Here is a 25,543-nt window from a genome sequence, read left to right on the forward strand (position 1 = left end):
GGTGAGCCCCGGGCGCAGGCAATACCTCCTCTTGGGGGTTTGCGCCGAGCCGTTCACGAGGGGCGGGCTGCGCGGGCCGATGCAGCGGGCCCGCGCGCGATAGCATTGCGGGCTGGCACGGCTTGCGGCGGGGCGCCTTGCCCGCGACGCCTCACGCTCGAGGGCCGCCGAAGCCGACGATTCTTCCGAGGAGTTCCTGCATGTCCGTCTATGACCGTCTGAAAGCGCTGAACATCGAACTGCCCCCGGTGGCGACGCCGGCCGCGGCGTACGTGCCGTTCGTGCGCACCGGCAACCTGGTGTTCCTGTCCGGCCACATCGCCAAGAAGGACGGCAAGCCCTGGGTCGGTCAACTCGGCAAGGACCTCGGTACCGAGGAAGGCAAGGCGGCGGCGCGCGCAGTGGCCGTGGACCTGCTCGGCACCCTCCATGCGGCCGTGGGCGATCTCGACAAGGTGCGCCGCATCGTCAAGGTGATGAGCCTGGTGAACAGCGCGCCCACCTTCACCGAGCAGCACCTGGTCACCAACGGCGCGTCCGAGTTGCTGGGCGAGGTCTTCGGTGAGCGCGGCGCACACGCGCGCAGCGCCTTCGGCGTCGCGCAGATCCCCCTGGGCGCGTGCGTGGAGATCGAACTGATCGCCGAGGTCGAGTAAGCCCCGTCCACTCAGAAGGAATCCGGCTTGGTCTCCTCTCGACTCCTGACGAACCGCAGGGCGCTGCTCGGGCTGGGCAGCCTCGTCAGCCTGGCGGCCGTGGGCGCGGCGCTCGTCTCACAGTACGCGTACGGCATGGCGCCGTGCCCGTGGTGCATCCTGCAACGGGTGATCTTCCTCGCCATCGCGCTGGTGTGCGGGCTGGGCTGGCTGGGACGAGGCGCCGTGTGGCAACGCACGATGGCAGCGATCGCCGGGCTCTTGTCCGCCAGCGGCGTGGCGGCCGCCGTGTACCAGAACACCGTGGCCGCCAAGGCGTTCTCGTGCAATCTCACGCTGGCCGACCGCATCATCACGGCCCTGGGGCTGGAAGGTGCGGTGCCCTTCCTGTTCCGCATCGAGGCTTCGTGCGCCGACGCCGCCGTCACGCTGCTCGGGCTGCCGTACGAGTCCTGGAGCGGCGCCTTGTTCGCCGTGATGGCGGTGGTGGCCGCCTGGCTCGTACTGCGACGCAACGCCGACTGACAGGCCGCCCCCGGGCGGCCGAGCGCGGGGCATGTATCTCTGCCCCCGGGGCGTGCGCCCCACCCCCCACGGGGGTCACGGCCCGGCTCCGGACGGCCGAGCGCCGGGCATATGTCTTTGCCCCCGGGGCGTGCGCCCCACCCCCCACGGGGGTCACGGCCCGGCTCCGGGCGGCCGAGCGCCGGGCATATGTCTTTGCCCCCGGGGCGTGCGCCCCACCCCCCACGGGGGTCACGGCCCGGCTCCGGACGGCCGAGCGCCGGGCCTCAGGCTCCCACCACCCGCTGCGGCTTCATCGCCAGGTCCGCCGCCTTGCCCTTGCGCGCTCGCTTCGAGACGTACGTGGCGAGGGCGGCGCCGCGCAGTTCCTCGTCCTTCGGCTTGCCGCCGCGGCCGGTGCCCTGCACGCGCAAGGTCGTGGCGAACACCGCGACGGACACCAGCGGGTCCTTGGCGTCGACGTCCATCAGCGTCAGCCCCCGCCCCCCATTGGACTGGAGCTTCAGCTCGTCGAGCGCGAAAACGAGCAGCCGCCCGCTCATCGACAGGCACGCCACCTGCGTGCCTGCCCCCACCGCGGCCGGTGGCAGGAGGCGCGCGCCCTCGTCCAGCGTGAGGAAGCTCTTGCCGCCCTTCTGGCGCGACAACATGTCGCCCACGCGGGCCAGCAGCCCGTAGCCGGCCGTGTTCGCCAAGAGCAGCGTGGTGTCGGCCGGCGCGGCATAGTAATGCGCCAGTTGGGTGCCGGCCTCCAGCTCGATCATGGTCGTCACCGGCTGGCCGTCGCCCCGGGCGCCGGGCAGCGAGGCGACGGGGACGCTGTAGACGCGGCCGTTGGAGCCGAACACCAGCAGCGTGTCCACCGTGCGGCACTCGAAGGTGCCGTACAGCCCGTCGCCGGCCTTGAACGCGAAAGCCATCGGATCGTGCCCGTGGCCTTGGCGCGCACGCACCCAACCCTTCTGGCTCACGACCACCGTGACCGGCTCGTCGATCACCTTCACCTCGGCGACGGCGCGCTTGTCCTCCTGGATGAGCGTGCGGCGTTCGTCGCCGAACTGCTTCGCGTCCGCCTCGATCTCCTTGATCACCGTGCGACGCAGACTCGCCGGGCTGGCAAGGATGTCCTCCAGCCTGGTCTGCTCCTCGCGCAGCGAGGCGAGCTCCTGTTCGATCTTGATCGCCTCCAGGCGCGCGAGCTGGCGCAGCCGGATCTCGAGGATGTCCTCGGCCTGCCGGTCGGTGAGGCGAAAGCGCGCGATCAGCGCCGGCTTGGGCTCGTCGGCATTGCGGATGATGCGGATCACCTCGTCGATGTTCAGCAGCACCAGCTGCCGGCCCTCGAGCACGTGGATGCGGTCCAGCACCCGGTCGAGCCGATGCCGTGTGCGCCGCTGCACCGTCTGCAGTCGGAAGGCGGTCCATTCGGTGAGGATCTGCCGCAGCGGCTTCTGCGTCGGCCGCCCGTCGCCGCCGACCACCGTCAGGTTGACCGGCACCGAGGTCTCGAGACTGGTGTGGGCCAGGAGCGCGCGCACCAGTTCCTGCTGGTCGATGCGGCTGGTCTTGGGCTCGAACACCAGACGCACCGGCGCGTCCTTGCTCGATTCGTCGCGGGCCACGTCCAGCAGGCCCAGCATCGTCGCCTTGAGTTGCTGCTGCTCCGAGGTGAGCGTCTTCTTGCCGGCCTTGACCTTCGGGTTGGTGAGCTCCTCGATCTCCTCCAGCACCTTCTGGCAGCTCACGCCCGGCGGCAGCTCGGTGACGACGAGCTGCCACTGCCCGCGTGCGAGGTCCTCGATCTTCCAGCGGGCGCGCACCTTCAGGCTGCCCCGGCCGGTGGCATAGGCCTCGCGGATGTCGGCGGCACTGCTGATGATCTGCCCCCCACCGGGGAAGTCCGGGCCCGGCAGCAGGGTCATCAGCTCGTCGTCGCAGAGCCTGTCGTTCTTGAGCAGCGCGACGGCGGCGGCCGCCACCTCGCGCAGGTTGTGCGAGGGCACCTCGGTGGCCAAGCCCACCGCGATGCCGCTCGCGCCGTTGAGCAGCACGAAGGGCAGGCGCGCGGGCAACTGACGGGGCTCCTCGGTCGAGCCGTCGTAGTTGGGCACGAAGTCCACCGTGCCCTCGTCGATCTCGTCGAGCAGCAGGCGCGCGATGGGCGAAAGGCGCGCTTCCGTGTAGCGCATCGCCGCCGCGCCGTCGCCGTCGCGCGAGCCGAAGTTGCCCTGCCCGTCGATGAGCGGATAGCGCTGCGAAAAGTCTTGCGCCATGCGCACCAGCGCGTCGTAGGCGGCCTGATCGCCATGCGGATGGAAGCGGCCCAGCACATCGCCCACCACGCGCGCGCTCTTGACCGGCTTGGCGCCGGCGGCGCCGGTGTAGCCCAGGCCCATGCGCTGCATCGCATAGAGGATGCGGCGCTGCACCGGCTTTTGCCCGTCGGTCACATCGGGCAGGGCCCGGCCCTTGACCACCGACAGCGCGTATTCCAGGTACGCCCGCTCGGCGTAACGCGCCAGCGTCAGCGCCTCGCCCCCGTCGGCCGTGGCGTTGTCGAACAGATCGAACGTCTCTTGGCTCATCGCAACCCTGCGGCGGAGGTCTTCAGTCCGCCTTCTCCAGGCCCGCCTCGCAGCGGGCGTCGTATTCGTCTTCCAGCATCGACATCACGACCAGCGACTCGTAGCCGCCGTCGGTGCGCACGCTCTCGCGCAACCGCCCTTCCTCGACGAAGCCCTCGGTCTCGTACAACGCTTTCGCACGAGTGTTGGGCACCCGCACGTCCAGCCAGAACCGATGGGCCTTGAGGTCGTGGAAGGCCACCTTCTTGAGCAGGCGAAGGCACGCCCGCCCCAGCCCCTGCCCCTTGGCCTGCACCACCATGCGCTTGAGCTCCACCGAACGGTGCGGGTTGCGGCAGCCGACGAGGATCACGAACCCGACCGGCTGCGACGACTCGCCCGCCTCGATGATGAAGTGCCGGAAGTCCGGGAAGCGCACCGCCGCCTCGTGCTGCGTGCGCTCCCACGGCGTGATGAAGGGCCGGTTGACCGGGTCGTTCTCGACCGAGATGACGAAGTCCAGGTCGTCCAGCAGCGTGGGCCTCAGGCGCACGCGGGCATTGCCGATCATCCGGCGTCTCCTCGGCCCGGGTCACGCCGGGCCTTGCATGGTGGTGAACCCTGGGGCGCCGCGCGGCCGCGCGACGGGGCGGCCTCGCGCGGGCGTGCTGCCTCAGACATCGACTTCGACCGCATGGCCGTGCAGCTCCATCAGTTCACGCCGGGCCTGGGCCTCGCCCTTGCCCATCAGCTTGTTCATGGAGCTCTCGGTCGCCGCGAAGTCCAGGTCGCCATAGCGTACCTGCAGCAGCCGCCGCGTGTCCGGGTTCAGCGTGGTTTCCCACAACTGCTCCGCGCTCATCTCGCCCAGGCCCTTGAAGCGGCTGATCGTCCACGCCCCCTCGCGGCACCCCTCCTTGCGCAGCTTGTCGAGGATGGCCGCGAGCTCCCCCTCGTCCAGCGCGTAGAGCTTGGCCGCGGGCTTCTTGCCGCGCGCCGGGGCATCGACGCGAAACAGCGGCGGCCGGGCGACGTACACGTGCCCGCGCTCGATGAGCTTCGGAAAGTGACGGAAGAAGAGCGTGAGCAGCAGCACCTGGATGTGCGAGCCGTCCACGTCGGCGTCCGAGAGGATGCAGATCTTGCCGTAGCGCAGTCCCGAGAGGTCCGGCTCGTCGCCCACACCATGCGGGTCCACGCCGATCGCCACCGCGATGTCGTGGATCTCGTTGTTGGCAAAGAGCCGATCGCGCTCGACCTCCCACGCATTGAGCACCTTGCCGCGCAGCGGCAGCACCGCCTGGAACTCCTTGTCGCGCCCCATCTTGGCACTGCCCCCCGCGGAGTCGCCCTCGACGAGGAACAGCTCGTTGTGCGAGGTGTCGCGGCTCTCGCAGTCGGTCAGCTTGCCGGGCAGCACCGCCACGCCCGAGCCCTTCTTCTTCTCGACCTTCTGCCCGGCGCGCTGGCGCGCCTGCGCCTGGCGGATGACCAGCTCGGCCAGGCGCTTGCCCTGGTCCACGTGCTGGTTGAGCCACAGCTCCATCGCCGGCTTCACGTAGGTCGACACCAGCCGCAGGGCGTCGCGGCTGTTGAGGCGCTCCTTGGTCTGCCCCTGGAACTGCGGGTCCAGCACCTTGGCCGACAGCACGAAGCTCGCGCGCGAGAACACGTCCTCCGGCATCAGCTTGACGCCCTTGGGCAACAGCGAGTGCAGGTCGATGAAGTTCTTGACGGCCGCGAAGAGTCCGTCCTTCAACCCCGCCTCGTGCGTGCCGCCGGCCACCGTCGGGATCAGGTTCACGTAGCTCTCGCGCACCGGCGAGCCTTCTTCCGTGAAGGCCACGCACCAGGCCGCACCCTCGCCCTCGGCGAAGTTCTCGGTCTCGCTCTCGCGCGCATAGTGCTCGCCCTCGAAGAGGCTGATCACCGGGTCCGCCGGCAGCGTCTGCAGCAGGTAGTCGCGCAAGCCGCCCTGGTAGCGCCAGGTCTGGGTCTCCCCGCTCTTCTCGTAGGTGAGCGTGACGGTGACGCCCGGCATCAGCACGGCCTTGCTGCGCAACAGGTGCACCAGTTCCTGCTTGGGCAGCTCCGCGCTCTCGAAGTACTTGGCATCCGGCCACACGCGCACGGTGGTGCCGCTATTGCGGTCCTCGGGGCCGGCCTTGCGCTTGCTGAGCGGCTCGATCACGTCGCCGCCCGAGAACGCCAGGCTCGCCACCTGGCCGTCACGCCAGACGGTCACTTCCAGCCGCCGGGCGAGCGCGTTGGTCACGCTCACCCCGACGCCGTGCAGCCCGCCCGAGAAGCTGTAGGCGCCGCCCGAGCCCTTGTCGAACTTGCCGCCGGCGTGCAGCCGCGTGAAGACGATCTCCACCACCGGCACCTTCTCCTCGGGGTGCAGGCCGATCGGGATGCCCCGCCCATCGTCTTCGACACTGACCGACCCGTCGGCATGCACGGTGACGGCGATGCGCCGGCCGTGGCCGGCGAGGGCCTCGTCGGCGGCGTTGTCGATCACCTCCTGCACGATGTGCAGCGGGTTGTCGGTGCGCGTGTACATGCCCGGCCGCTGCTTGACGGGCTCCAGGCCCTTGAGCACCCGGATCGACGCCTCGCCATAGCCGGCCTCGGACCGGCCCGCTGCGGCTCTCGAACTGCTCGGTTTGCTTGCCATGGCGGCGAATTCTAGGAGCCTCGCGGCGACCTTCCCGCCCGGGCGGCCTCCTGCAGCGCGCGCCACTTTTGGCTACAGTGCGCCGGATGCAGTCCACAGTCTCCCCCACCCCTGCCGCGCGCCTGTCGATGACCCAGGTGGTCTTGTGCGGCGCCCTGATCGTCACGCTGTCCATGGGCATACGCCACGGCTTCGGTCTGTGGCTGCAACCGATCACGATGGACCGCGGCTGGACGCGCGAGACCTTCGCCTTCGCCATCGCGGTGCAGAACCTGATGTGGGGCGCCGCGGGCCCGTTCGCCGGGATGCTGGCCGACCGCTTCGGCGCCTTCCGCGTGCTGGTCGTCGGCGCGCTGCTCTACGCGGCCGGGCTGGTGCTGATGGGCCTGGCCACCTCGGGGCTCGCCTTCACCGGCAGCGCGGGGCTGATGCTGGGCCTGGCGCAATCGGGCACCACCTACGCGATCGTCTATGGCGTGATCGGCCGCAATGTCGCACCGGAGCAGCGCTCCTGGGCCATGGGGGTGACGGCCGCCGCCGGCTCGTTCGGCCAGTTCCTGATGGTGCCCGTGGAAAACTGGCTGATCGGCAGCTTCGGCTGGCAGCAGGCGTTGTTCATCCTCGGCTGCCTGGCGCTGGCCATCGCCCCGCTGGGCCTCGGCCTCAAAGAGCCGCAGAGCACGCGCGCGGCGGCGGGCCATCAGAGCATCGGCCAGGCCCTGCGCGAGGCCTTCGGCTACCCGAGCTTCCAGTTGCTGATGGCCGGCTACTTCGTGTGCGGGTTCCAGGTCGTGTTCATCGGCGTGCACATGCCCAGCTACCTGAAGGACCACGGCATGTCCCCGCAGGTGGCCACCTATGCGCTCGCGCTGATCGGCCTGTTCAACGTGATCGGCACCTATGCCGCGGGTGCGCTGGGCCAGCGCATGCCCAAGCGCTACATCCTCTCGGCCATCTACTTCCTGCGCTCGGTGGCGATCGTCGTGTTCCTCAGCGTGCCGCTCACGCCGATGAGCGTCTATGTGTTCTCGTCGGTCATGGGGCTGCTGTGGCTGTCGACCGTGCCGCCGACCAATGCGGTGGTGGCGCAGATCTTCGGCGTGCAGTACCTGTCGATGCTGGGGGGCTTCGTGTTCTTCTCGCACCAGATCGGCTCGTTCCTGGGCGTGTGGCTCGGCGGCAAGCTGTACGACGCGACCGGCACCTACGACGTGGTGTGGTGGATCGCAGTCGCGCTGGGCGTGTTCGCCGGGCTGGTGAACCTGCCGGTGCGGGAAAGCGCCATCGCCCGGCCGGCCCCGGCTGCGGCATGATGCGGGGATGGACACGCGCCGGATTCCGCCCTCGCGCTGGCTGCGCGGCGTCGCCTGGGTTGCGGCGGCCGCGGGGTTGACCGCGGTGTTCCTCGCCTACCTGCGTCCCGGGCTCATGATGAGCCTGGCCAACCAGCTCTGGAGCTGCTTTTGAACGGCGCGGCGCCTCTGGCATGAAAGTCGTCGTCCTCACGGGAGCCTCGGACGGGATCGGGGCCGAGATGGCCCGGCAACTGGCGCGCCGCGAGCAAGCCGGCGTGGCCCTGGTGCTGGCCGCGCGCAGCGCCGACAAGCTCGAGGCGGTGGCGGCCGACTGCCGCGCCTGCGGTGCGCAGGCGCTCGTGCAACCCACCGACGTCTCGCGCCAAGACGACTGCCGCGCCCTCGTCGACGCTGCCGTCGACGCTTTCGGCCGGCTCGACGTGCTCATCAACAACGCGGGCATGTCGGCCCATGCGCCTTTCGAGGAGGTGCGCGACCTCGGCTGGTACGAAACGCTCATGCGCATCAACTTCTGGGGCGCGGTCTGGTGCACCCACGCCGCCTTGCCCCATCTGCAGGCGAGCCGCGGCCGGATCGCCGCCGTGAGCAGCCTGGCCGGCCTCGTCGGCGTGCCGGGCCGCACGGCGTACAGCGCGACCAAGTTCGCGATGAACGGCTTCTTCGAGTCCTTGCGGGTCGAGCTGATCCCGCACGGCGTGTCGGTCACGCTGGCCTACCCGGGCGTCGTCGCCACCGGGATCCGCTACCGCGGGTTCAACGCCGCCGGCGAGCCCGCCGGCCGCAGCGGCCTCGATGAACGCGGCGCGATGAGCCCGGCCGCCTGCGCCCGCCTGATCCTCGACGGCGTCGAGCAGCGCCGGCGCGAGGTGGTGATGACGACCAAGGGCAAGCTCGGCCGCTGGCTCAAGCTCGTGGCCCCTCGGGTGGTGGACCGCATGGCGCTGGCCGCGCTCAACCGCGACGCCGCGCCGCCCTCGAAGGCCCGGCGATGAGCGCCGCCGCGGCTCACCCCGGGGTGTCTCACCCGTCGCCCTGGATCCGGCGCTGGTCGCATCTGGTGCCAGCCACCGCGACGGTGCTCGACGTGGCCTGCGGCAGCGGCCGCCACGTGCGCTGGTTCGCCTCGCGCGGTGCCCGCGTCACCGGGGTGGACCGCGACGCCGGGGCCGTCGAGGGCCTGCGCGAGATCGCCGAGATCCTCGTCGCCGACATCGAATCCGGCCCGTGGCCGTTCGAGGGCCGGCGCTTCGATGCGGTCGTCGTCACCCACTACCTGTGGCGCCCGCTGCTGCCGCGCATCGTGGAGGCGGTGGCGCCGGGCGGCGTGCTGCTGTACGAAACCTTCGCGACCGGCCAGGAGACCGTCGGGCGGCCGTCGAACCCCCACTTCCTGCTGCGCCCGGGCGAACTGCTCGACGCCGTGCGGGGCGAACTGCGTGTGGTGGCCTATGCGGGGCGAACTGCGTGTGGTGGCCTATGAGGACGGCTTCCTGGACGAGCCCGCGCGCTACGTGCAGCGCGTCGCCGCCGTGCGCGAGCGCGCCGCAGCCTGCGCCCCCCGCTACCCGCTGGAGCCCGTGCCCTAGCCGCCCCGCGTGGCACAATCGCCAGATTCCGAGGAAACCAGACGCATGAGACCGATTGTTGGCAGCATCGTCGCGCTGATCACGCCGATGCACGAAGACGGCAGCGTGGACTACGACACCCTGCGCCGCCTGATCGACTGGCACATCGCCGAGGGCACGGATTGCATCGGCGTCGTCGGCACCACGGGCGAGTCACCGACCGTGACCGTCGAGGAGCAGGCCGAGATCATTCGCGTGGCCGTCGAGCACGCGAAGGGTCGTGTACCGATCATGGCCGGCGCGGGCGCCAACTCCACGCGCGAAGCCATCGAGCTGTCGAAGTACGCCAAGCAGGTCGGCGCCGACTGCACGCTGCAGGTCGTGCCCTATTACAACAAGCCCACGCAGGAAGGGATCTACCGGCACTTCCGCGCCATTGCGCAGGCCGTGGACATCCCGATGATCCTGTACAACGTGCCCGGCCGCACCGTGGCCGACATGCAGCACGAGACGGTGCTGCGGCTGGCCGAAGTGCCCGGTATCGTGGGCATCAAGGAGGCCACCGGCAACATCGACCGTGCCGCCTGGCTCATCAAGCAGGTGCCCAAGCACTTCTCGGTCTACTCCGGCGACGACCCGACCGCCATCGCGCTGATGCTGCTCGGCGGCCACGGCAACGTGAGCGTCACCGCCAACGTCGCCCCCAGGGCGATGCACGAGCTGTGCATGGCGGCCATCGCCGGGGACGCCAAGCGCGCCGTTCAGATCCACATGAAGCTGCTGGCGCTGCACAAGCTGCTCTTCGTCGAGCCCAACCCCATCCCCGTCAAGTGGGCCCTGGCCCGCATGGGCAAGGCCGGCCCGGCACTGCGCCTGCCGCTGGTGCCGCTGTCCGCCGCGCACCACGCCGCGCTGGAACAAGCCCTGCGCGAGGCCGAGCTGCTGTGACGCGCCTGCCGGTGCCCGCGACGGGCGCCGCCCACCTCGACCCGATCCCGTGCCGGAGAACCTTTCTGTGAACGTGCCCCTGTCTCGGCAACCGCTCCTCGTGCGACGCACTGCGCTGGCGACCCTCGTGGCGGCGGCCCTCACCGGCTGCTCCTCGCTGAACTCGCTGATGGAAGGCGACCGGGTGGACTACCGCAGCGGCGGATCGAAGTCCGCACGGCTGGAAGTGCCGCCGGACCTCACCCAACTGCAGCGCGATGCGCGCTACCAGGTGCCTGGCGGCGGCAGCGTGAGCGCGGCCGAACTGGAGCGCGCGCAGGCGAGCGCCCCGCGGGGCACCAGCGGCGCGAGCACGGTGGCGCCCTCGTCGATCGGCGATGTGCGCATCGTGCGCGCGGGCGACGAGCGTTGGCTCGTGACCTCGCAGACGCCCGAGCAGGTGTGGCCGCAACTGCGCGCCTTCTGGCAAGAGCTGGGATTCAACCTCACCACCGACTCGCCGCAAACGGGCGTGATGGAGACGGACTGGGCCGAGAACCGCGCCAAGTTGCCGATGGACATCATCCGCCGCACGCTGGGCCGCGTGCTGGAGTCGTTCTACTCCACCGGTGAGCTCGACCGCTTCCGTACCCGCGTCGAGCGCACGCCCGCCGGCACCGAGATCTACATCAGCCACCGCGGGATGGAAGAGGTCTACACCAACCAGCAGCAGGACCAGACCCGCTGGCAGCCCCGCAAGCCCGACCCGCAACTCGAGGCCGACATGCTCTCGCGCCTGATGGTCAAGCTCGGCGCCAAGCCTGAGGAAGCGCGCGCAGCGGTCGCAAACGCCCCGAGCGCACCCGCCAAGGCACGGGTCGTCGAGGTCGCCGGCGGCCGTGCCGTGCAGCTCGACGAAGGGTTCGACCGCGCCTGGCGGCGCGTCGGGCTCTCGCTGGACCGCAGCGGCTTCACCGTCGAAGACCGCGATCGCGGGCAAGGCACCTACTACGTGCGCTATGTCGCGCCGGATGCGAGCAAGGACCGCCGCGAGCCCGGGCTGTTGAGCCGCTGGTTCGGTTCGTCCGACCGCAACGCGCCTGCGCCCAGCCGCTACCGCATCGCGGTGCGCAGCGAAGGCGAGCGCACGCTGGTCTCGGTGCTGGACGCCCAAGGCGCGCCGGACCGCAGCGGCAACGGCGAGCGCATCCTCCAGCTGTTGGCAGACGATCTGAAGTGACGGGCGGGCCGCGCCGATGCTGCGCTTTTGCAGTCTGGGCAGCGGCAGCTCCGGCAACGCCACGCTGGTCGAGGCGCGCAGCGGCACGACGGTCACGCGGCTTCTGATCGACTGCGGGCTGTCGTTGCGCGAGCTCGACGCGCGGCTCGCGCTGCTCGGGTTGGCCGCAGGAGACCTCGACGCGGTCTTCGTCACCCATGAGCACAGCGACCATGTCGGCGCCGCGGCAGCACTCGCGCGCCGGCACCGACTCCCAGTGTGGGCCAGCCAGGGAACGTGGCTGGCATGCCGCGAAGACCTGGGGCCGCATTGGCACCCCGCCCGAGACGGCGAAGCCATCGCCCTCGGGGACCTGCACCTGCTGCCATACACCGTGCCCCACGACGCCCGCGAGCCGCTGCAGCTCGTGTGCAGCGACGGTCGCGCGCGGCTCGGGGTGTTGACGGACGCCGGCACGCACACGCCTCATCTGCTCCAGCAACTCGCCGGCTGCGAAGCCTTGATCCTGGAGTGCAACCACGACCCGGAGCTCTTGCGGCGCTCGCGCTATCCCGCCTTCCTGAAAACGCGCATCGCGGGCCCGCACGGCCACTTGTCCAACGAGACGGCGCACGAGATCCTGCGAAGCTGCCGTCACGGCCGTCTGCGGCATGTCGTGGCGGCTCACTTGAGCGAGGAGAACAACCGCCCGGCCCTGGCTGCCGCAGCGCTCGCCGCGGCACTCGGGGCCGAGCCTGACGACATCGTGGTCGCAGACGCGTCGCGCGGATTCGGCTGGCTCGAAGTCTGAGCCGCGAAACAAAAAGCCGCTCGGTGTCGAGCGGCTTTTCTCGTCGATTCTGACGGGGATTACTGCGACGCGGCGGAAGCAGCCGGGGCAGCAGCAGAAGCAGCGTCAGCCGGAGCCGAAGCAGCGTCGGCCGGGGCAGAAGCCACCGGAGCGGGCGCCGGGGCGGGGGCCTCAGCAGCGGGGGCCGGAGCGGGAGCCGGCTCTTCCTTCTTGCCGCAAGCGGCCAGCGCCAGGGCAGCGATCACGGAAGCCAACAGAAGCGACTTTTTCATTCCTTATTTCCTCGAAAAGTTCGACCAATTACCGGTAATCGTCGGAACTCCTCCTGAGCGCTGAGTCCCAACCAAGACTTGGAACGCGTGAGCATTTCCTTGCCCAGCCGGAAATTATAGATCCGGGAAAACCAGAATTCATAGTCCCAAGGTGGTGGCCGGGAAGGCGTCGATGCTCCGCAGCCACAGTTCGCCCAGCATCTCCCGGCTTTGCAGCAAATCCGATGCCTGGGTCTCCACTGCACCCCGGTACCGCTGTGTATCGAAGAGCCGCAACTGCACGTCCCCGCCCCACCAGAGGCAGGGAATGTCGTCGGGCTTGAGCTCGGGCAGGGCCCGGCAGACGACGGCATGGCTCCAAGTCCGCCTCCAGGCCACCCAACGGGCATGCTGCCGAGGCACCTCGTCGAAGCGGGAGGCCAGCATCACCAGCCGGCGGTGACCGTAGGCCCAGGCCTGCAGCGCCTCGACCACGGCGCGCTCGCCCAGGGGCCATTGCGCGTAGTCCACGTCGCAGCACCACAGCTCGCGAGCACCGGCCGCCGCCGCGTGGGCGAAGGCCTCGCGCAGTGCCTGCTGGAAGGCGGGCCGCCCGGCGATCGGGCCGGGATGCAGGCCGCCCGCGTCCGCCTCGTCAGTCATCGTCGACCTCCGCACTCCGGGGGTGCACCCAACCGTCGTCCGCCCACTGCTGGAGCAACTCGCACGCCTCCGGGCTCAAGCGAGCGACATCTGCCGCCTCCAGCTGGCGCTGGTCGGCCAGCCTGCGCATCAGGGCCGCGTCGCGTCCAGTGGCCCGATACGATGCCCCGTTGATGAACACATGGGCGTCGTCGTAGAGCATGCGGCTGCGCCGGTCCAGGCGCACGCCCGCGCGCACGTCGTCCGCCTCCGCGATCTCGAAAGCCACGTGGCACTTGGGCTCGCTCAGGTACTCGCCCAGGGCGCGCGCCAGTGCGCGTTCGTCGGCGAGCACCGCATCGATCGCCCGGCGCGCGAACTCATGCAATGCCGCCGGCACCTCGCCCGGCATCTCGGTGGCCGGCTGTGAAGGGTCCCGGTACAGCGGATCGCGGTCCTCGTCGAGTTCCTCCTCGTAGGCCTCGATCATGCGAGCCACGACCTCGCGGACGAGTTCGCTGCGGCGAGGGGCGCGAAACCCGATCGAATAGGTCATGCACTCGCCCACCGCCACGCCATCGTGCGCCCAGCGCGGCGGCAGGTACAGCATGTCGCCCGGCTCGAGGACGTACTCCTCCTCGGGCTCGAAGTGCTTGAGGATCTTGAGCGGCACGCCCTCCTCCAACTCGGCATGGGCCATGCGCCCGATGCGCCAGCGCCGCTGCCCGTGGACCTGCAGCAGGAACACGTCGTAGGAGTCGAAATGCGGGCCCACGCCGCCCCCGTCGGTGGCGTAGGAGATCATCAGGTCGTCCAGTCGTGCATCGGGCACGAACCGGAACGACTGCATGAGCCGGTGCACCGATTCGTCGTGCAGATCCATGCCTTGCAGCAGCACCGTCCAACCGCTTTGGGTGATCGGGGGAAGCGCCCGGCGGGGCAAAGGCCCCTGCCGCAGTTGCCACTCGCGGCCCTGGCGCACGACGAGGCGCGACTCGACACCCTCTTCGCCGGCCAAGGCCAGCAGTTGCGTGCGCGTCAGCAAGGGCTGGATGCCAGGGACCGCCTGGCGAACGAGCAAGGGCTTTTTGTGCCAGTGGCGGCGCATGAACTGAGCAGGGCTGAGCCCCCCGAGCAGTGAGAGCTTTTGGTCGATGTCCATGCCCGCCATTGTGCGATCATTGGCCGATGCTGATATCCGCTCCCTGCGTCGTCAGTCTCACCTGGCGACTCGAAGACACCCTGGGCAACCTGATCGACGAGCTGAGCGATCCGGTGGAGTTCTTCTACGGAGGAGACGACCTGCTCGCCAAGGTCGAGGAAGTGCTCGAGGGACAGGAAACCGGATTCGAGACGCAGGTGCAGCTCGAGCCGGACCAGGCCTTCGGCGACTACGACTCCTCGCTGGTCTTCTTCGAGGAACGCCACCTGTTCCCCGAGCAGATCGAGCCCGGCATGCAGTTCGACGGGCCTCCCGAGGGAACGACGACGCCCGGCATGCCGACCGATCGCATCTACACCGTCACGGAGGTCTACGACAGCCACGTGGTGCTCGACGGCAACCACCCGCTGGCCGGCATCGCGCTGCGCCTGACGCTCAAGGTGCGAGACGTGCGGCCGGCCACGCCCGAGGAGATCGAGCAGCGCTCGGTCAGCGAGCCGGTGTTCACGGTGATGAACACGGTGATGCCGCCCCCCGGGCAGGTGCACTGAGCCCGGTTCGCTCCCCTCCCGCGGCCGGCTCCCTGCGCGCACGATGCGAGCGCGTGGAAGACGCTCGCCGCGGTCGCCGCGCTCAGTGCTTGCCGGTCGAGCCGAAACCGCCCTCGCCGCGCTGCGAGGTGCCGAACTCCTCGACGCGCCGGAAGCTCGCCTGCACGACGGGCACGATGACCATCTGCGCGATGCGCTCGAAGGGTTGCACGGTGAACGACTCGTGGCCGCGGTTCCAGCAGCTCACCATGAGCTGCCCCTGGTAATCGGAGTCGATCAGACCGACGAGATTGCCCAGCACGATGCCGTGCTTGTGCCCGAGGCCGGAGCGCGGGAGGATCAAGGCGGCGAGCCCCGGGTCGGCGATGTGCATGGCCAGGCCGGTGGGAATCAGTGCCGACTGGCCCGGTTGCAGCACCACAGGTTCGTCCAAGCAGGCGCGCAAGTCGAGCCCCGCGCTGCCGGGTGTGGCGTAGGCCGGCAGGAAGTCCGCCACCCTGGGGTCGAGCACCTTGAGATCGATGAGGGTCATGGTCATGCTTGATAAGCGGCCAGCCGGCCCGCGATCTCGGCCACGAGCAGGCGCGCCAGGGTCTGCTTGTCGGCCATCCCGCCGCCCGGCGGCAGCTCGCGATGGCCTTGTGCATCCACCAGCAGCAGGCTGTTGTGGTCCTTGCCGAAGGTGGCGGGGCCCAGGTTGCCCACCACGAGCGGCACGCGTTTGCGCTCGAGCTTGCTGCGCGCGTGGGCGAGCAGGTTCTCGCTTTCGGCCGCGAAACCCACGCAGTAGGGCGGCTTCGGCAGCGCGGCCACGGTGGCGAGGATGTCGGGGTTCTCGGTCAGCTCGAAGCTGGGGGCCAGCTTCTTGCCGTCCTTCTTGATCTTGTGCGGGGCCAGCGTCGCGGGCCGCCAGTCGGCCACGGCCGCCGTGGCGACGAAGACGTCGTACTGCGCAGCGATCGGCACCACCGCGTCATGCATCTCCTGCGCACTGCGCACATCGAGGCGGCGCACGCCCCGCGGCGTGGCCAGGGCGACGGGCCCGGCCACCAGGGTCACCTCGGCGCCGGCTTCGCGCGCGGCCCGTGCGATGGCGAAGCCCATCTTGCCGCTGGAGAGGTTGGTGATGCCACGAACGGGATCGATCGCCTCGAAAGTGGGGCCGGCCGTCACCAGCACCTTGCGACCGAGCAGGCTCTTCGGCCGCAAGGCGGCGACGATCTCCTCCAGCAGTTCCTCGGGCTCGAGCATCCGCCCGTCGCCCACTTCGCCGCAAGCCTGGTCGCCCAACGCCGGTCCGAGCACGAGCGCACCGTCGGCCCGCACCTGCGCGACGTTGCGCTGCGTGGCCGGGTGCGCCCACATCTCCCGGTTCATGGCCGGTGCCAGGAGCAGCGGGCAGCGCTCTTCGCCCGCCCCCCAGGGGCGCGCCAGACACAGCAGGCTGAGCAGATCGTCCGCCCGGCCCTGGGCCAGCTTCGCGATGCCATCGGCGCTGGCCGGCGCGATCACGATGGCGTCGGCGCCGCGCGTGAGATTGATGTGCGCCATGTTGTTCGGCTCGCGGGCGTCCCATTGGTCGGTGTAGACCGGATGCCCCGACAAGGCCTGGAACGTGACGGGCGTGACGAAGTGCTGTGCGGCCTCGGTCATCACCACGTGCACGCTCGCGCCGGCCTTGACCAGCAGACGCACGAGCTCGGCGCTCTTGTAGCAGGCGATGCCGCCTGACAGGCCGAGCACGATGCGGCGGCCTTGCAACTCGGGGGTGTCGGCTATGCTCATGGAGGCTCGCAATCAGCGCAGGGGCTTCGGGTCGGTCGCAGACAGCAGGGCCGGCGCGATCATGCCGCTCCGATCTCCCGGGCGGTGATGGTGTACTTGAAGCGGTCGGGGTCCAGCGGGTCGAAGCGCCCGCCGGGCCCTTCGCCTTGAGGGTACATGAAGAAGCCGAGGCGCGGGCCCGGCGAGCCGGGCAGCGCGACGTCGTGCGCCATGTTGAAGCCGAGCCAGTTGCCCTCCCAGCCTCCGAAGAGGCCCCGGTAGACGGGCGCGACCAGCGGATGCTGCGGGTCCTTGATCCAATCGGCCGACTCCAGGCGCATCACCTTGCCGACATCGGCCGGGTCCATCGCCACCCAGCCGTACTCGCGCAGGAACACCTCCGCACGGCAATGCTGCGCCGAATTGAGGTTGGCGGGGTTGCCGCCCAGTTCGCGGTAGCCGAATGCCGAGGGCGCCAGCCGGATGCCGTAGACGTCGCGCGCCGGCACGCCGATCGCGCGGCACAGCCCCACGAACAAGGCGTTGATGTCGCCGCACTTGCCGCCGAAGTTGCCCGTCTCGAGCATGGACTTGATGTCGCCCACGCCGCAGCCGCGAACCTGCGGCTCGCGGTAGGTGGTGCGCACGACCCACTCGTACAGCCGGCGCACCTTCTCGACGTCGGTGCGTGCACCGCGCGTGACCTCGCGGGCCGTTTCGAGCACGATGCCGTCGGTCGGCATCAGTTCGGTCGGCTGCGTCCAGGCCCGCTGCGCGGCCGGATCGAGGCGGGCCGGAGTCGGTCGCGACCAGTCGGTCGCGCGGTCGCGGGTGCGCACGCGGGAGGTGAGTTCGAGCGTGGGTCGCAGGACGTGGGCATCGAACTCCGCCACCAACATGCGCGCGCCGTAGGCAGCGTCGCTCGTCAAGCGCACGCGGCTGGCGTTGCCGCTCCAGCGGCTGTCGAGCGACTGCTGGTAGCCGCTGTCGATCGAGGGCACCGGCAGCCACACCCTCGTCGGCCCCTCGTGCGAGTGCACCTCCACGCGCGTGGTCAGCTCGAACTCGCGCCACGCGAGCGGCCGCGGCTCGAAGCGTCGTGCGGCGCTCGCGGCGGCGACCCAGGACGGCGCGGTCAAGACCGGCGTGCCGGCCAGCCAGGCGCAGACCCGACGGCGGGCGAGCGATGGGCAAACGGGCGTGGAGGCGTTGGATGTCATCGGTGGACTCGATCGCGGGCGCGCTCGCGCCCGGGGAGGTCGGGATTATCCCTGTTCGGGTGCCGCGCGGCCCATCCGGACCCTCGGCGGCCTCACCGGCCGGCAGGCGGCGTCGGCCAGCGCCTCGTTCGCCCGCTCAAAGCCGGTCGACGAGCGCCAGGGCCGCCTCGCCCGCCCAGTCCATCTCGCCCACCACCAGCCAGCGCGCGCGCCCCTGACGGTCGAGGATCACCGTGCTGGGGAACACGCGCGGCGTCCACGCGCGCGCGGCCGCTCCGTCGCGGTCCAGCAGCATGAGCAGGCTCTCGGGGACCTCTCCGAGCACGGTCTCGAGGAAGGTCCGGATCTTGGCCGACCCCTCCTGGTAGTTGACCGCGACCACGACGACGCCGCGGTCGGCGCGCGCCTCGGCCAGGCGCAGCAGGCTGGGCATCTCCGCCGCACAGGGCTCGCACCAACTGGCCCAGAAGTTGATCACCGCCACCTTGCCCAGCCACTCGGAGCTGCGGCGCACGGTGCCGTGGAGGTCGGGCAGCGCGAGCGCGGGCGTGGGCCGCCCGGCGGGCCACGCCTTCACGAGCGCCCGGGCCGCGGACGGGCGGGGCGACGCCCCCAGTGCCAGGCTGACCCAGAACAAGCGATGCAACGCGGCGCGACGGGAAAGGCACGACATGGGCGGCGATTATCGACAAGAGCCGACGCCCCCACGGGTGCGAGGCCGTCCCCACCCTCGAGGCACTGGGGCTCGGCGAGCCCTTGCCCCGAGAGGCGATCGCCGGGAAGCCGCTCGCTCGATGCGGGACCGGCGCTGGACCCGCCCGCGATGGCACGCGCCTGCCCGTTCGCTTGCCCGTTCGTCTGCCCGTTCGTCTGCCCGTTCGTCTGCCCGTTCGCCTGCCCGTTCGTCTGCCCGTTCGTCTGCCCGTTCGTCTGCCCGTTCGTCTGCCCGTCCCGCCTGCCGGAGCGCGGGCGTTTCGCGGGGCATTTCGCCGGCATCAACCCCGAATTTGCAAAGATTCAGAAAATCCTGAAAATTCAAGCATTGCTTGATCGAACGCAACCCGCCGCCTTGACACCCCCGGAGGCCTTCATGAGCAGCTTGTCTCCCCTCGTGCGCAGCTTCGTGTCCCACTTCGGAGAGATGGGCAGCCGTTGGGGCATCAACCGGACGGTCGGCCAGATCTACGCGCTCATCTTCGTCTCGCCGCGCCCTCTGCACGCCGAGGAGATCGCCGAGCAGCTCGAGTTCTCCCGCTCCAATGTGAGCATGGGCCTGAAGGAGCTGCAGGCCTGGAGGCTGGTGCGCCTCAAGCACCTGCCCGGCGACCGGCGGGAGTACTTCGAGGCGCCGACCGAGCCATGGGAAATCTTCCGCACGCTGGCCGAAGAGCGCCGGCGCCGCGAGATCGAGCCGACGCTGTCCATGCTGCGCAGCGCGCTGATGGACAAACCGGCCACCGAGGAGGACCGCATCGCGCAGGAGCGCATGAAAGGCATGCACGACCTGATCGAACTCATCACGACCTGGTTCGACGACGTGCAGCGCATGGACACCAAGACCCTGGTGCAGCTGATGCGCATGGGGTCCAAGGTGCAGAAGCTGCTCGAACTGACCGGCAAGATGAAGGTCCTGCCGGGCGGCAAGAGCGGCGCGTGACCACCGACGAGGACTCTCATGGACGCTCTGCTACTCGCCCGCATCCAGTTCGCGGCGAACATCACTTTCCACATCCTCTTCCCGACCATCAGCATCGCGCTGGGCTGGGTCCTGCTGTTCTTCCGATGGCGCTGGCTGCGCACCCGCTCCCACGCCTGGCTCTCGGCCTACCGCTTCTGGACCAAGGTCTTCGCGCTCACCTTCGCGCTGGGGGTCGTCTCCGGCATCACGATGAGCTTCCAGTTCGGCACCAACTGGCCCGGCTTCATGGAACGGGCAGGCAACGTGGCCGGCCCGCTGCTGGGCTACGAGGTGCTGACCGCCTTCTTTCTCGAGGCGACCTTCCTCGGCGTGATGCTCTTCGGGCACGGCAAGGTCTCCGAGCGGGTGCACCTGATCGCGACCTTCCTCGTCGCCTTCGGCACCACCATGTCCGCCTTCTGGATCCTGAGCCTGAACTCCTGGATGCAGACCCCCGCCGGGGTGGAGATCGTGGACGGCGAGTTCCACGTGCGCTCCTGGTTCGAGGTGGTGTTCAATCCCTCGTTTCCCTATCGGCTTGCGCACATGCTGATCGCTTCGGGGCTGACGGTGGCGTTCCTGCTGGCGGGGCTCGCGGCCTGGCAGCTCTTGCGCGGCGCCGCCCACCAGGCCACCCCGGTGGTGCTGCGCACGGGGCTCACGCTCGCCGCGGCTCTGATCCCCTTGCAGATCCTCGTGGGCGACCTGCACGGCCTCAACACGCTCGAGCACCAGCCGCAGAAGATCGCCGCCCTCGAAGGCATCTGGGAGACGGAACGAGGCGCCCCGCTGCTGCTGTTCGCGGTGCCGAACGAGGCCGAGCGACGCAACGAGTATGCGGTGGGCATTCCGCGCGCCGGCAGCCTCATCCTCACCCACGAGTGGGACGGCGAGATCAAGGGGTTGTCGGAGTTCGAGGGTCGGCACCCCCCGGTCGCCCCGATCTTCTTCGCCTTTCGCCTCATGGTGGGGGTGGGACTGCTGATGCTGGCCGTCAGCTGGGTCGGCTGGTGGATGGCACGCAGGCGCCGCTGGGAGGCGGGGGCCTTGCCGCGACCGCTGCTGTGGACGCTGGCGGGCATGACGTTCTCCGGTTGGGTGGCCACCGTGGCGGGCTGGTACGTCACGGAGATCGGCCGCCAACCGTACATCGTGTTCGGGCTGCTGCGCACCGCGGAGGTCGCCTCCGACGTGCCCTCCCCGATGATCGCGGCGACGCTCACCGCCTACTTGCTGCTCTATGCCGTGCTGACGCTGGCGTACGTGGCCGTGCTGAAGTACCTGGCGGAGAAGCCCGAGGAGGTGGTCGCGCAGGAACGAGCCGACGAGGCGCGCACGCCCGTCGGCGCCCTGACCCCCCCGCTGCCCGCATCCCAAGGAGAACGCGCATGACGACGCTCGAGACCGTGCTGCCCGTGATCTTCATGGGCCTGATGGGGCTGGCCATGCTGGCCTACGTCGTCCTGGACGGCTACGACCTGGGGGTGGGCATGCTGATGCTGCGCGCCAGCGATGCGGAGAAGGACACGATGGTCGCCTCCATCGGGCCGTTCTGGGACGCCAACGAGACGTGGCTGGTGCTGGGCGTGGGCATTCTGCTGATCGCGTTCCCCAAGGCCCATGGGGTCGTGCTCACCGCCTTGTACCTGCCCACCGCGGTGATGCTCGTCGGGCTGATCCTGCGGGGGGTCGCGTTCGACTTCCGCGTCAAGGCACGGGCGCAGCACAAGCCGTTGTGGAACCACGCGTTCTTCGCCGGCTCGACGCTGGCTTCGCTGGCGCAGGGGTGGATGCTCGGCCGCTACGTCACCGGCTTCGCCGAAGGCGTGCTGCCCACCGCGTTCGCGGCCGTGATCGCGCTCGCGCTGCCGGCGGCCTATGTGTTGCTGGGGGCCACCTGGCTCATCTTGAAGACGGAGGGCGAGCTGCAGCGCCGCGCGATCGACTGGGCCAAGGCGGCCTGGGTGCCGGTGGTGCTGGGCATGGGGATGATCTCGCTGGCCACGCCCTGGGCGAGCGAGACCGTGCGCGAACGGTGGTTCAGCATGCCGGCGTTCATCGCGCTGCTGCCCATCCCGCTCACGACCGCGCTCGCCCTGGGCGCCGTACGCGCGCTGCTCAACTCCTCCCGCATCCGCGGCAAGCTGTGCTGGGTGCCCTTCGTGCTCGTGATCGCGGTGTTCGTGCTCGGCTTCTTCGGCCTGGCCTACAGCCTCTACCCCTACGTCGTGATGGACCGCATGACCCTGTGGGAGGCCGCGAGCGCCACGAACTCCCTGGTCGTCATCCTGATTGGCGCGGCGATCACGGTGCCGGCGATCATCGGCTACACCATCTTCGCCTACCGGGTGTTCTGGGGCAAGGCGACCCCGCTGAGCTACGGCTGATCTTCGGCCCCGATCCTGTGCAGGTAGGGCCCGCGCGGCGACCGGACCACGAGCGGCACGGGTGGCGGGCGCTTCTGCCCGGTGCGGCCCCCTCAGCGCGGCTGACCGTCGGGATCGAAGCCCGGGGCCGCCGGCAGACGGGCGAGTTGCAGGGCCTGGGCGGACGGGGCCTCGCCCAGCGTCGTCACCGCCCCGAGGGCCCAGTCCTGGGCGCCGCCCGCGCGGCGGTAGCGCCACTGCACGTGGCGCCGCCAGGCGCCCGCCCGCTCCACCGTGCGATCCACCACGAGTTGCAGCCGCCCCCGCTCGGCGAGCTGCGAGGTGGCAAGGAGCAGCGCCTGATGCACCAGGGGCCCGGGAGCCCGCTCGGCCCAGACGGTGCAGCGCCCGTCGGCGCTGACGGCGAGCAAGACGGGCTCGGCCGTCGCGCGCGCGGCCAGCACCGCGCCGTACCCGCCGTCCAACAGGGTGCGCGCGCCTTCGTCGCTCGCATCCAGGGGTTCGAACCCCTGCGTCAGCGCCCAGTCGACGACGGCCGTGAGAGCGCCTTCGTGGCGCACGCAACCCTCGATGAAGACGCGCACGGCCGCGTGGGCGAGCGGCGCGGCGGCAGCGCCGGCCCCCACACCGGAGGCCGAACCGGAGGCCGAACCGGAGGCCGAACCGGAGGTCGATGGCGCATCGGTGGATGCGCCGGGCGGCGTGGCCGCGGCGGGCGGGGCCGCGGGGGCCCGGCCGGCGGCAGAACCAAGGGGCCCGAGCGGGCTGGCGGTGACCACCCCCGTGCCCGCCGGGGCGGGCGAGGTGACGGCCGGCTCCTGAGCGCCTGCGACGAGCCCCCAGCCCGCCAGCAGCGCGGTCAGAGCGCCGGCCGACCAGCCCCGCGCTCGGCGCTGGGGAGCGGGCAGGAGGGTCCTACGAGGCACGGTGCGGCTCACGTCAGTCCCGGCGCCTTGCGTGCGTGCTCAGAGCCGCTCGGCGACCCAGCCCTGGACCGAGGCGAGAGCCGGGCCGAGCTTGGCCGGCTCGGTGCCACCGGCCATCGCCATGTCGGGCTTGCCGCCGCCCTTGCCGCCCACCTGCTGGGCGACGAAGTTGACCAGCTCGCCCGCCTTGACCTTGGCCGTCGCGTCGGGCGTGACGCCGGCGGCCAGTTGCACCTTGCCGCCGTCCACCGCCGCGAGCACGATGGCCGCGGACTTGAGCTTGTCCTTGAGCTTGTCCATCGTCTCGCGCAGCGCCTTGGCGTCGGCGCCGTCCAGCGTGGCGGCCAGCACCTTCAGGCCCTTGACGTCCACCGCCTGGGCCAGCAGCTCGTCGCCTTGCGCAGCGGCCAGCCGGGCCTTGAGCGTGGCGACCTCCTTCTCGAGCGAGCGCACCTGCTCGAGCACCTGCGAGACGCGCTTTTGCAGCTCGGCCGGCGTGGCCTTGAGGGTCGAGGCGGTCTGCTGCACGGTCGATTCCAGCGACTGCAGGTAGGCCAGCGCGTTGTCGCCGGTCACGGCCTCGATACGGCGGATACCGGCGGCCACGCCTCCTTCGGAGACGATCTTGAAGAGGCCGATGTCGCCCGTGCGGCGCACGTGCGTGCCGCCGCACAACTCGCGGCTCGTGCCGATGTCCAGCACGCGCACCTGGTCGCCGTACTTCTCGCCAAACAGCATCATGGCTCCGAGCTTTTGCGCCTCCTCGATGGGCATCACCCGTGCCTGTGTGTCGGCGTTGGCCAGGATCTCAGCGTTGACCAGGGCCTCGATGCGGCGGATCTCCTCCGCGGTGAGCGGCGCGTGGTGCGAGAAGTCGAAGCGGGTGCGCTCGGGCGTCACGAGCGAACCCTTCTGCTGCACGTGGGGGCCCAGCACCTCGCGCAGGGCCTTGTGCATCAGGTGCGTGGCGCTGTGGTTGCGCACCGTGCGGGCGCGCTTCTCGCCATCCACGCGGGCGCTCACGGTGTCGCCCACCTTGATCTCGCCTTCGACCACGCGGCCGTGGTGGCCGTACACGTCAGCCTGGATCTTCTGCGTGTCTTCGACGAGGAAGCGGCTGGTGTTGTTGCGCAGCTCGCCCGTGTCGCCCACCTGACCGCCGGACTCGGCGTAGAACGGCGTGTGGTCGAGCACGATCACGGCGTCGTCGCCCGCGCGGGCGGACGGCACCGCCGTGCCGTCCACGTACACCGCGACCACCTGGCACTGCTCATGCACCAGTTTGTCGTAGCCATGGAAGGTGGTGGGCACGCCAGCGTACTCCAGGCCTTGCGCCATCTTGAACTTGCCGGCCGCACGGGCCTGCTCGCGCTGGCGCGCCATGGCGGCGTCGAAGCCGGCCGCGTCCACCGTCACGCCGCGCTCGCGGCAGACGTCGGCGGTCAAGTCCAGCGGGAAGCCGTAGGTGTCGTGCAGCTTGAAGGCCGTCTCGCCGTCGAGCTCGCTCTTGCCCGCCTGAGCCAGCGTCGCGAGCGCCGACTCCAGGATCTCCATGCCGTTGGCAATGGTCTGGAAGAAGCGCTCCTCCTCCTGCTTGAGCACGTCAGTGATGCGCTCTTGCTGCTGGCGCAGCTCGGGGTAGGCCTCGCCCATCTCCTTGACGAGCGCGGGCACCAACCGGTGGAAGAACGGCGCGCGCGCGCCGAGCTTGTAGCCGTGGCGGATCGCGCGGCGGCAGATGCGGCGCAGCACGTAGCCGCGGCCCTCGTTGCCGGGGATCACGCCGTCAGCCACGGTGAACGAGCAGGCCCGGATGTGGTCGGCGATGACCTTGAGCGAGGGCGACGCCGGGTCGCAGTCCTTGGCACCGGCCACGTCCACCGCCTGCTTGGCCGCGGCCAGGAGGTTCACGAACAGGTCGATCTCGTAGTTGGAGTGCACGCCCTGCAGCACGGCGGCGATGCGCTCCAGCCCCATGCCGGTGTCCACGCTGGGCTTGGGCAGCGGGTGCATCTGGCCGTCTTCGGTGCGGTTGAACTGCATGAAGACGTTGTTCCAGATCTCGATGTAGCGGTCGCCGTCGGCGTCGGGGCTGCCCGGGGGGCCGCCGGCCACCTCCGGCCCGTGGTCGTAGAAGATCTCGGAGCACGGGCCGCACGGCCCCGTGTCGCCCATCATCCAGAAGTTGTCGGAGGCGTAGCGCGCGCCCTTGTTGTCGCCGATGCGCACGACGCGCTCGGCGGGCAGGCCGATCTCCTTGACCCAGATGTCGTAGGCCTCGTCGTCCTCGGCATAGACCGTCGCCCAGAGCTTGTCCTTGGGCAGTTTGAAGTGCTCGGTCAGGAGCTCCCAGGCGTATTTGAGCGCGTCGCGCTTGAAGTAGTCGCCGAAGCTGAAGTTGCCGAGCATTTCGAAGAACGTGTGGTGGCGGGCGGTGTAGCCCACGTTCTCGAGGTCGTTGTGCTTGCCGCCGGCGCGGATGCACTTCTGCGCGGTGGTGGCCCGCGTGTAGGGCCGCTTGTCGAAGCCGAGGAAGACGTCCTTGAACTGGTTCATCCCGGCGTTGGTGAACAAGAGCGTCGGGTCGTCGCCGGGCACCACCGGGCTCGACGGGACGATGGTGTGGCCCTTGGATTCGAAGAACTTGAGGAACGTCTGGCGGATCTCGGCGGCTTTCATCCGGTGCTTTCCGATCGGCATAG

At 70.1% G+C, this 25,543-nt stretch carries 23 protein-coding genes and 1 pseudogene; 13 read left to right on the plus strand and 11 right to left on the minus strand.

Annotated features, from left to right (window positions below; genetic code table 11):
• The first annotated feature begins 200 nt into the window (after window positions 1-200).
• Both OMP39_RS10015 and OMP39_RS10020 read left to right on the plus strand, forming a co-directional pair.
• A complete protein-coding gene (locus OMP39_RS10015; protein ID WP_264891583.1) occupies window positions 201-656 on the plus strand; it encodes a RidA family protein in 456 nt (151 codons plus the stop codon).
• 27 nt (window positions 657-683) lie between these two features.
• On the plus strand, window positions 684-1,181 hold the full coding sequence (locus OMP39_RS10020; RefSeq protein ID WP_264891584.1) for a disulfide bond formation protein B: 498 nt from the start codon (window positions 684-686) through the stop codon (window positions 1,179-1,181).
• A 266-nt stretch (window positions 1,182-1,447) separates the two neighbouring features.
• Here the strand turns inward: OMP39_RS10020 and parC are convergent, their stop codons facing one another.
• From parC to OMP39_RS10035, 3 genes are all read right to left on the minus strand, one after another.
• Window positions 1,448-3,766 (minus strand): DNA topoisomerase IV subunit A, encoded by a 2,319-nt coding sequence (gene parC, locus OMP39_RS10025; protein ID WP_264891585.1) that lies wholly within the window; start codon window positions 3,764-3,766, stop codon window positions 1,448-1,450.
• 22 nt (window positions 3,767-3,788) lie between these two features.
• The gene (locus OMP39_RS10030; RefSeq protein WP_264891586.1) at window positions 3,789-4,316 is read right to left on the minus strand and encodes a GNAT family N-acetyltransferase; all 528 of its coding nucleotides are present in this window, start codon (window positions 4,314-4,316) and stop codon (window positions 3,789-3,791) included.
• A 102-nt stretch (window positions 4,317-4,418) separates the two neighbouring features.
• Window positions 4,419-6,422 carry a DNA topoisomerase IV subunit B gene (locus tag OMP39_RS10035; protein ID WP_264891587.1) on the minus strand — a complete coding sequence of 668 codons (2,004 nt, stop codon included), beginning with the start codon at window positions 6,420-6,422 and terminating at the stop codon, window positions 4,419-4,421.
• Between the two features lie 86 nt (window positions 6,423-6,508).
• Here OMP39_RS10035 and OMP39_RS10040 point away from each other — a divergent pair, with 86 nt between their 5' ends.
• The 7 genes and pseudogenes from OMP39_RS10040 to OMP39_RS10070 all read left to right on the plus strand — a co-directional run bounded on the left by OMP39_RS10040 (window position 6,509) and on the right by OMP39_RS10070 (window position 12,260).
• Window positions 6,509-7,735, plus strand: coding sequence for an MFS transporter (locus tag OMP39_RS10040; RefSeq protein ID WP_264891588.1), 1,227 nt, complete (start codon window positions 6,509-6,511; stop codon window positions 7,733-7,735).
• 7 nt (window positions 7,736-7,742) lie between these two features.
• Window positions 7,743-7,889 carry a hypothetical protein gene (locus OMP39_RS10045; RefSeq protein ID WP_264891589.1) on the plus strand — a complete coding sequence of 49 codons (147 nt, stop codon included), beginning with the start codon at window positions 7,743-7,745 and terminating at the stop codon, window positions 7,887-7,889.
• A 19-nt stretch (window positions 7,890-7,908) separates the two neighbouring features.
• Window positions 7,909-8,730 carry an SDR family oxidoreductase gene (locus OMP39_RS10050; protein WP_264891590.1) on the plus strand — a complete coding sequence of 274 codons (822 nt, stop codon included), beginning with the start codon at window positions 7,909-7,911 and terminating at the stop codon, window positions 8,728-8,730.
• Window positions 8,727-9,324 (plus strand): annotated as a pseudogene (locus OMP39_RS10055) (class I SAM-dependent methyltransferase). Before OMP39_RS10050 ends, OMP39_RS10055 begins: the two are co-directional and overlap by 4 nt.
• A 45-nt stretch (window positions 9,325-9,369) precedes the next feature.
• Complete coding sequence (gene dapA, locus OMP39_RS10060) at window positions 9,370-10,251, plus strand: 4-hydroxy-tetrahydrodipicolinate synthase (RefSeq protein ID WP_264891591.1); 882 nt, start codon at window positions 9,370-9,372, stop codon at window positions 10,249-10,251.
• Between the two features lie 73 nt (window positions 10,252-10,324).
• The gene (bamC, locus tag OMP39_RS10065) at window positions 10,325-11,470 is read left to right on the plus strand and encodes an outer membrane protein assembly factor BamC (RefSeq protein ID WP_395142510.1); all 1,146 of its coding nucleotides are present in this window, start codon (window positions 10,325-10,327) and stop codon (window positions 11,468-11,470) included.
• Between the two features lie 19 nt (window positions 11,471-11,489).
• A complete protein-coding gene (locus OMP39_RS10070; RefSeq protein WP_264894530.1) occupies window positions 11,490-12,260 on the plus strand; it encodes an MBL fold metallo-hydrolase in 771 nt (256 codons plus the stop codon).
• 410 nt (window positions 12,261-12,670) lie between these two features.
• Here OMP39_RS10070 and OMP39_RS10075 read toward each other — a convergent pair whose 3' ends face one another.
• The gene (locus tag OMP39_RS10075; RefSeq protein ID WP_264891592.1) at window positions 12,671-13,174 is read right to left on the minus strand and encodes a hypothetical protein; all 504 of its coding nucleotides are present in this window, start codon (window positions 13,172-13,174) and stop codon (window positions 12,671-12,673) included.
• A complete protein-coding gene (locus tag OMP39_RS10080) occupies window positions 13,167-14,315 on the minus strand; it encodes a JmjC domain-containing protein (protein ID WP_264891593.1) in 1,149 nt (382 codons plus the stop codon). The genes OMP39_RS10075 and OMP39_RS10080 overlap by 8 nt, the downstream gene beginning before the upstream one ends.
• A gap of 26 nt (window positions 14,316-14,341) precedes the next feature.
• Between OMP39_RS10080 and OMP39_RS10085 the strand changes: the two genes are divergently transcribed.
• Window positions 14,342-14,866 carry an FKBP-type peptidyl-prolyl cis-trans isomerase gene (locus tag OMP39_RS10085; RefSeq protein WP_264891594.1) on the plus strand — a complete coding sequence of 175 codons (525 nt, stop codon included), beginning with the start codon at window positions 14,342-14,344 and terminating at the stop codon, window positions 14,864-14,866.
• Window positions 14,867-14,948: 82 nt separating this feature from the next.
• On the opposite strand, the gene dut is transcribed toward OMP39_RS10085, so the two are convergent.
• The 4 genes from dut to OMP39_RS10105 all read right to left on the minus strand — a co-directional run bounded on the left by dut (window position 14,949) and on the right by OMP39_RS10105 (window position 18,523).
• Window positions 14,949-15,398, minus strand: a complete 450-nt coding sequence (gene dut, locus OMP39_RS10090; protein WP_264891595.1) for a dUTP diphosphatase — start codon at window positions 15,396-15,398, stop codon at window positions 14,949-14,951.
• Window positions 15,399-15,400: 2 nt separating this feature from the next.
• Window positions 15,401-16,651, minus strand: coding sequence for a bifunctional phosphopantothenoylcysteine decarboxylase/phosphopantothenate--cysteine ligase CoaBC (coaBC, locus tag OMP39_RS10095; protein ID WP_264891596.1), 1,251 nt, complete (start codon window positions 16,649-16,651; stop codon window positions 15,401-15,403).
• A 59-nt stretch (window positions 16,652-16,710) separates the two neighbouring features.
• Window positions 16,711-17,850 carry a transglutaminase-like domain-containing protein gene (locus OMP39_RS10100; RefSeq protein WP_264891597.1) on the minus strand — a complete coding sequence of 380 codons (1,140 nt, stop codon included), beginning with the start codon at window positions 17,848-17,850 and terminating at the stop codon, window positions 16,711-16,713.
• A 136-nt stretch (window positions 17,851-17,986) separates the two neighbouring features.
• Window positions 17,987-18,523 (minus strand): TlpA family protein disulfide reductase, encoded by a 537-nt coding sequence (locus OMP39_RS10105; RefSeq protein ID WP_264891598.1) that lies wholly within the window; start codon window positions 18,521-18,523, stop codon window positions 17,987-17,989.
• 417 nt (window positions 18,524-18,940) lie between these two features.
• Here OMP39_RS10105 and OMP39_RS10110 point away from each other — a divergent pair, with 417 nt between their 5' ends.
• The 3 genes from OMP39_RS10110 to OMP39_RS10120 are packed head-to-tail and all read left to right on the plus strand — an operon-like array spanning window position 18,941 to window position 21,915.
• Complete coding sequence (locus tag OMP39_RS10110; protein ID WP_264891599.1) at window positions 18,941-19,507, plus strand: GbsR/MarR family transcriptional regulator; 567 nt, start codon at window positions 18,941-18,943, stop codon at window positions 19,505-19,507.
• Between the two features lie 18 nt (window positions 19,508-19,525).
• Window positions 19,526-20,920, plus strand: coding sequence for a cytochrome ubiquinol oxidase subunit I (locus OMP39_RS10115; RefSeq protein ID WP_264891600.1), 1,395 nt, complete (start codon window positions 19,526-19,528; stop codon window positions 20,918-20,920).
• Window positions 20,917-21,915 carry a cytochrome d ubiquinol oxidase subunit II gene (locus OMP39_RS10120; RefSeq protein WP_264891601.1) on the plus strand — a complete coding sequence of 333 codons (999 nt, stop codon included), beginning with the start codon at window positions 20,917-20,919 and terminating at the stop codon, window positions 21,913-21,915. Before OMP39_RS10115 ends, OMP39_RS10120 begins: the two co-directional genes overlap by 4 nt.
• A 92-nt stretch (window positions 21,916-22,007) precedes the next feature.
• Here the strand turns inward: OMP39_RS10120 and OMP39_RS10125 are convergent, their stop codons facing one another.
• A complete protein-coding gene (locus OMP39_RS10125) occupies window positions 22,008-22,841 on the minus strand; it encodes an NMCC_0638 family (lipo)protein (RefSeq protein ID WP_264891602.1) in 834 nt (277 codons plus the stop codon).
• Between the two features lie 39 nt (window positions 22,842-22,880).
• A complete protein-coding gene (gene alaS, locus OMP39_RS10130) occupies window positions 22,881-25,520 on the minus strand; it encodes an alanine--tRNA ligase (RefSeq protein ID WP_264891603.1) in 2,640 nt (879 codons plus the stop codon).
• Window positions 25,521-25,543 lie beyond the last annotated feature (23 nt).

This window comes from Schlegelella aquatica (genome assembly GCF_026013905.1).
GTDB lineage: Bacteria > Pseudomonadota > Gammaproteobacteria > Burkholderiales > Burkholderiaceae_C > Caldimonas > Caldimonas aquatica.

Excerpts from the sequence above, each read along its gene's own strand:
- OMP39_RS10040 (WP_264891588.1), top strand. The coding sequence starts at position 6,509 with ATGCAGTCCACAGTCTCCCCCACCCCTGCCGCGCGCCTGTCGATGACC.
- coaBC (WP_264891596.1), bottom strand. The coding sequence starts at position 16,651 with ATGAGCATAGCCGACACCCCCGAGTTGCAAGGCCGCCGCATCGTGCTC.
- alaS (WP_264891603.1), bottom strand. The coding sequence starts at position 25,520 with ATGAAAGCCGCCGAGATCCGCCAGACGTTCCTCAAGTTCTTCGAATCC.
- dut (WP_264891595.1), bottom strand. The coding sequence starts at position 15,398 with ATGACCCTCATCGATCTCAAGGTGCTCGACCCCAGGGTGGCGGACTTC.
- OMP39_RS10100 (WP_264891597.1), bottom strand. The coding sequence starts at position 17,850 with ATGACATCCAACGCCTCCACGCCCGTTTGCCCATCGCTCGCCCGCCGT.
- OMP39_RS10085 (WP_264891594.1), top strand. The coding sequence starts at position 14,342 with ATGCTGATATCCGCTCCCTGCGTCGTCAGTCTCACCTGGCGACTCGAA.
- dapA (WP_264891591.1), top strand. The coding sequence starts at position 9,370 with ATGAGACCGATTGTTGGCAGCATCGTCGCGCTGATCACGCCGATGCAC.
- OMP39_RS10045 (WP_264891589.1), top strand. The coding sequence starts at position 7,743 with ATGGACACGCGCCGGATTCCGCCCTCGCGCTGGCTGCGCGGCGTCGCC.
- OMP39_RS10110 (WP_264891599.1), top strand. The coding sequence starts at position 18,941 with ATGAGCAGCTTGTCTCCCCTCGTGCGCAGCTTCGTGTCCCACTTCGGA.
- OMP39_RS10050 (WP_264891590.1), top strand. The coding sequence starts at position 7,909 with ATGAAAGTCGTCGTCCTCACGGGAGCCTCGGACGGGATCGGGGCCGAG.
- OMP39_RS10080 (WP_264891593.1), bottom strand. The coding sequence starts at position 14,315 with ATGGACATCGACCAAAAGCTCTCACTGCTCGGGGGGCTCAGCCCTGCT.
- parC (WP_264891585.1), bottom strand. The coding sequence starts at position 3,766 with ATGAGCCAAGAGACGTTCGATCTGTTCGACAACGCCACGGCCGACGGG.
- OMP39_RS10030 (WP_264891586.1), bottom strand. The coding sequence starts at position 4,316 with ATGATCGGCAATGCCCGCGTGCGCCTGAGGCCCACGCTGCTGGACGAC.
- OMP39_RS10035 (WP_264891587.1), bottom strand. The coding sequence starts at position 6,422 with ATGGCAAGCAAACCGAGCAGTTCGAGAGCCGCAGCGGGCCGGTCCGAG.
- OMP39_RS10075 (WP_264891592.1), bottom strand. The coding sequence starts at position 13,174 with ATGACTGACGAGGCGGACGCGGGCGGCCTGCATCCCGGCCCGATCGCC.
- OMP39_RS10015 (WP_264891583.1), top strand. The coding sequence starts at position 201 with ATGTCCGTCTATGACCGTCTGAAAGCGCTGAACATCGAACTGCCCCCG.
- OMP39_RS10105 (WP_264891598.1), bottom strand. The coding sequence starts at position 18,523 with ATGTCGTGCCTTTCCCGTCGCGCCGCGTTGCATCGCTTGTTCTGGGTC.
- OMP39_RS10115 (WP_264891600.1), top strand. The coding sequence starts at position 19,526 with ATGGACGCTCTGCTACTCGCCCGCATCCAGTTCGCGGCGAACATCACT.
- OMP39_RS10120 (WP_264891601.1), top strand. The coding sequence starts at position 20,917 with ATGACGACGCTCGAGACCGTGCTGCCCGTGATCTTCATGGGCCTGATG.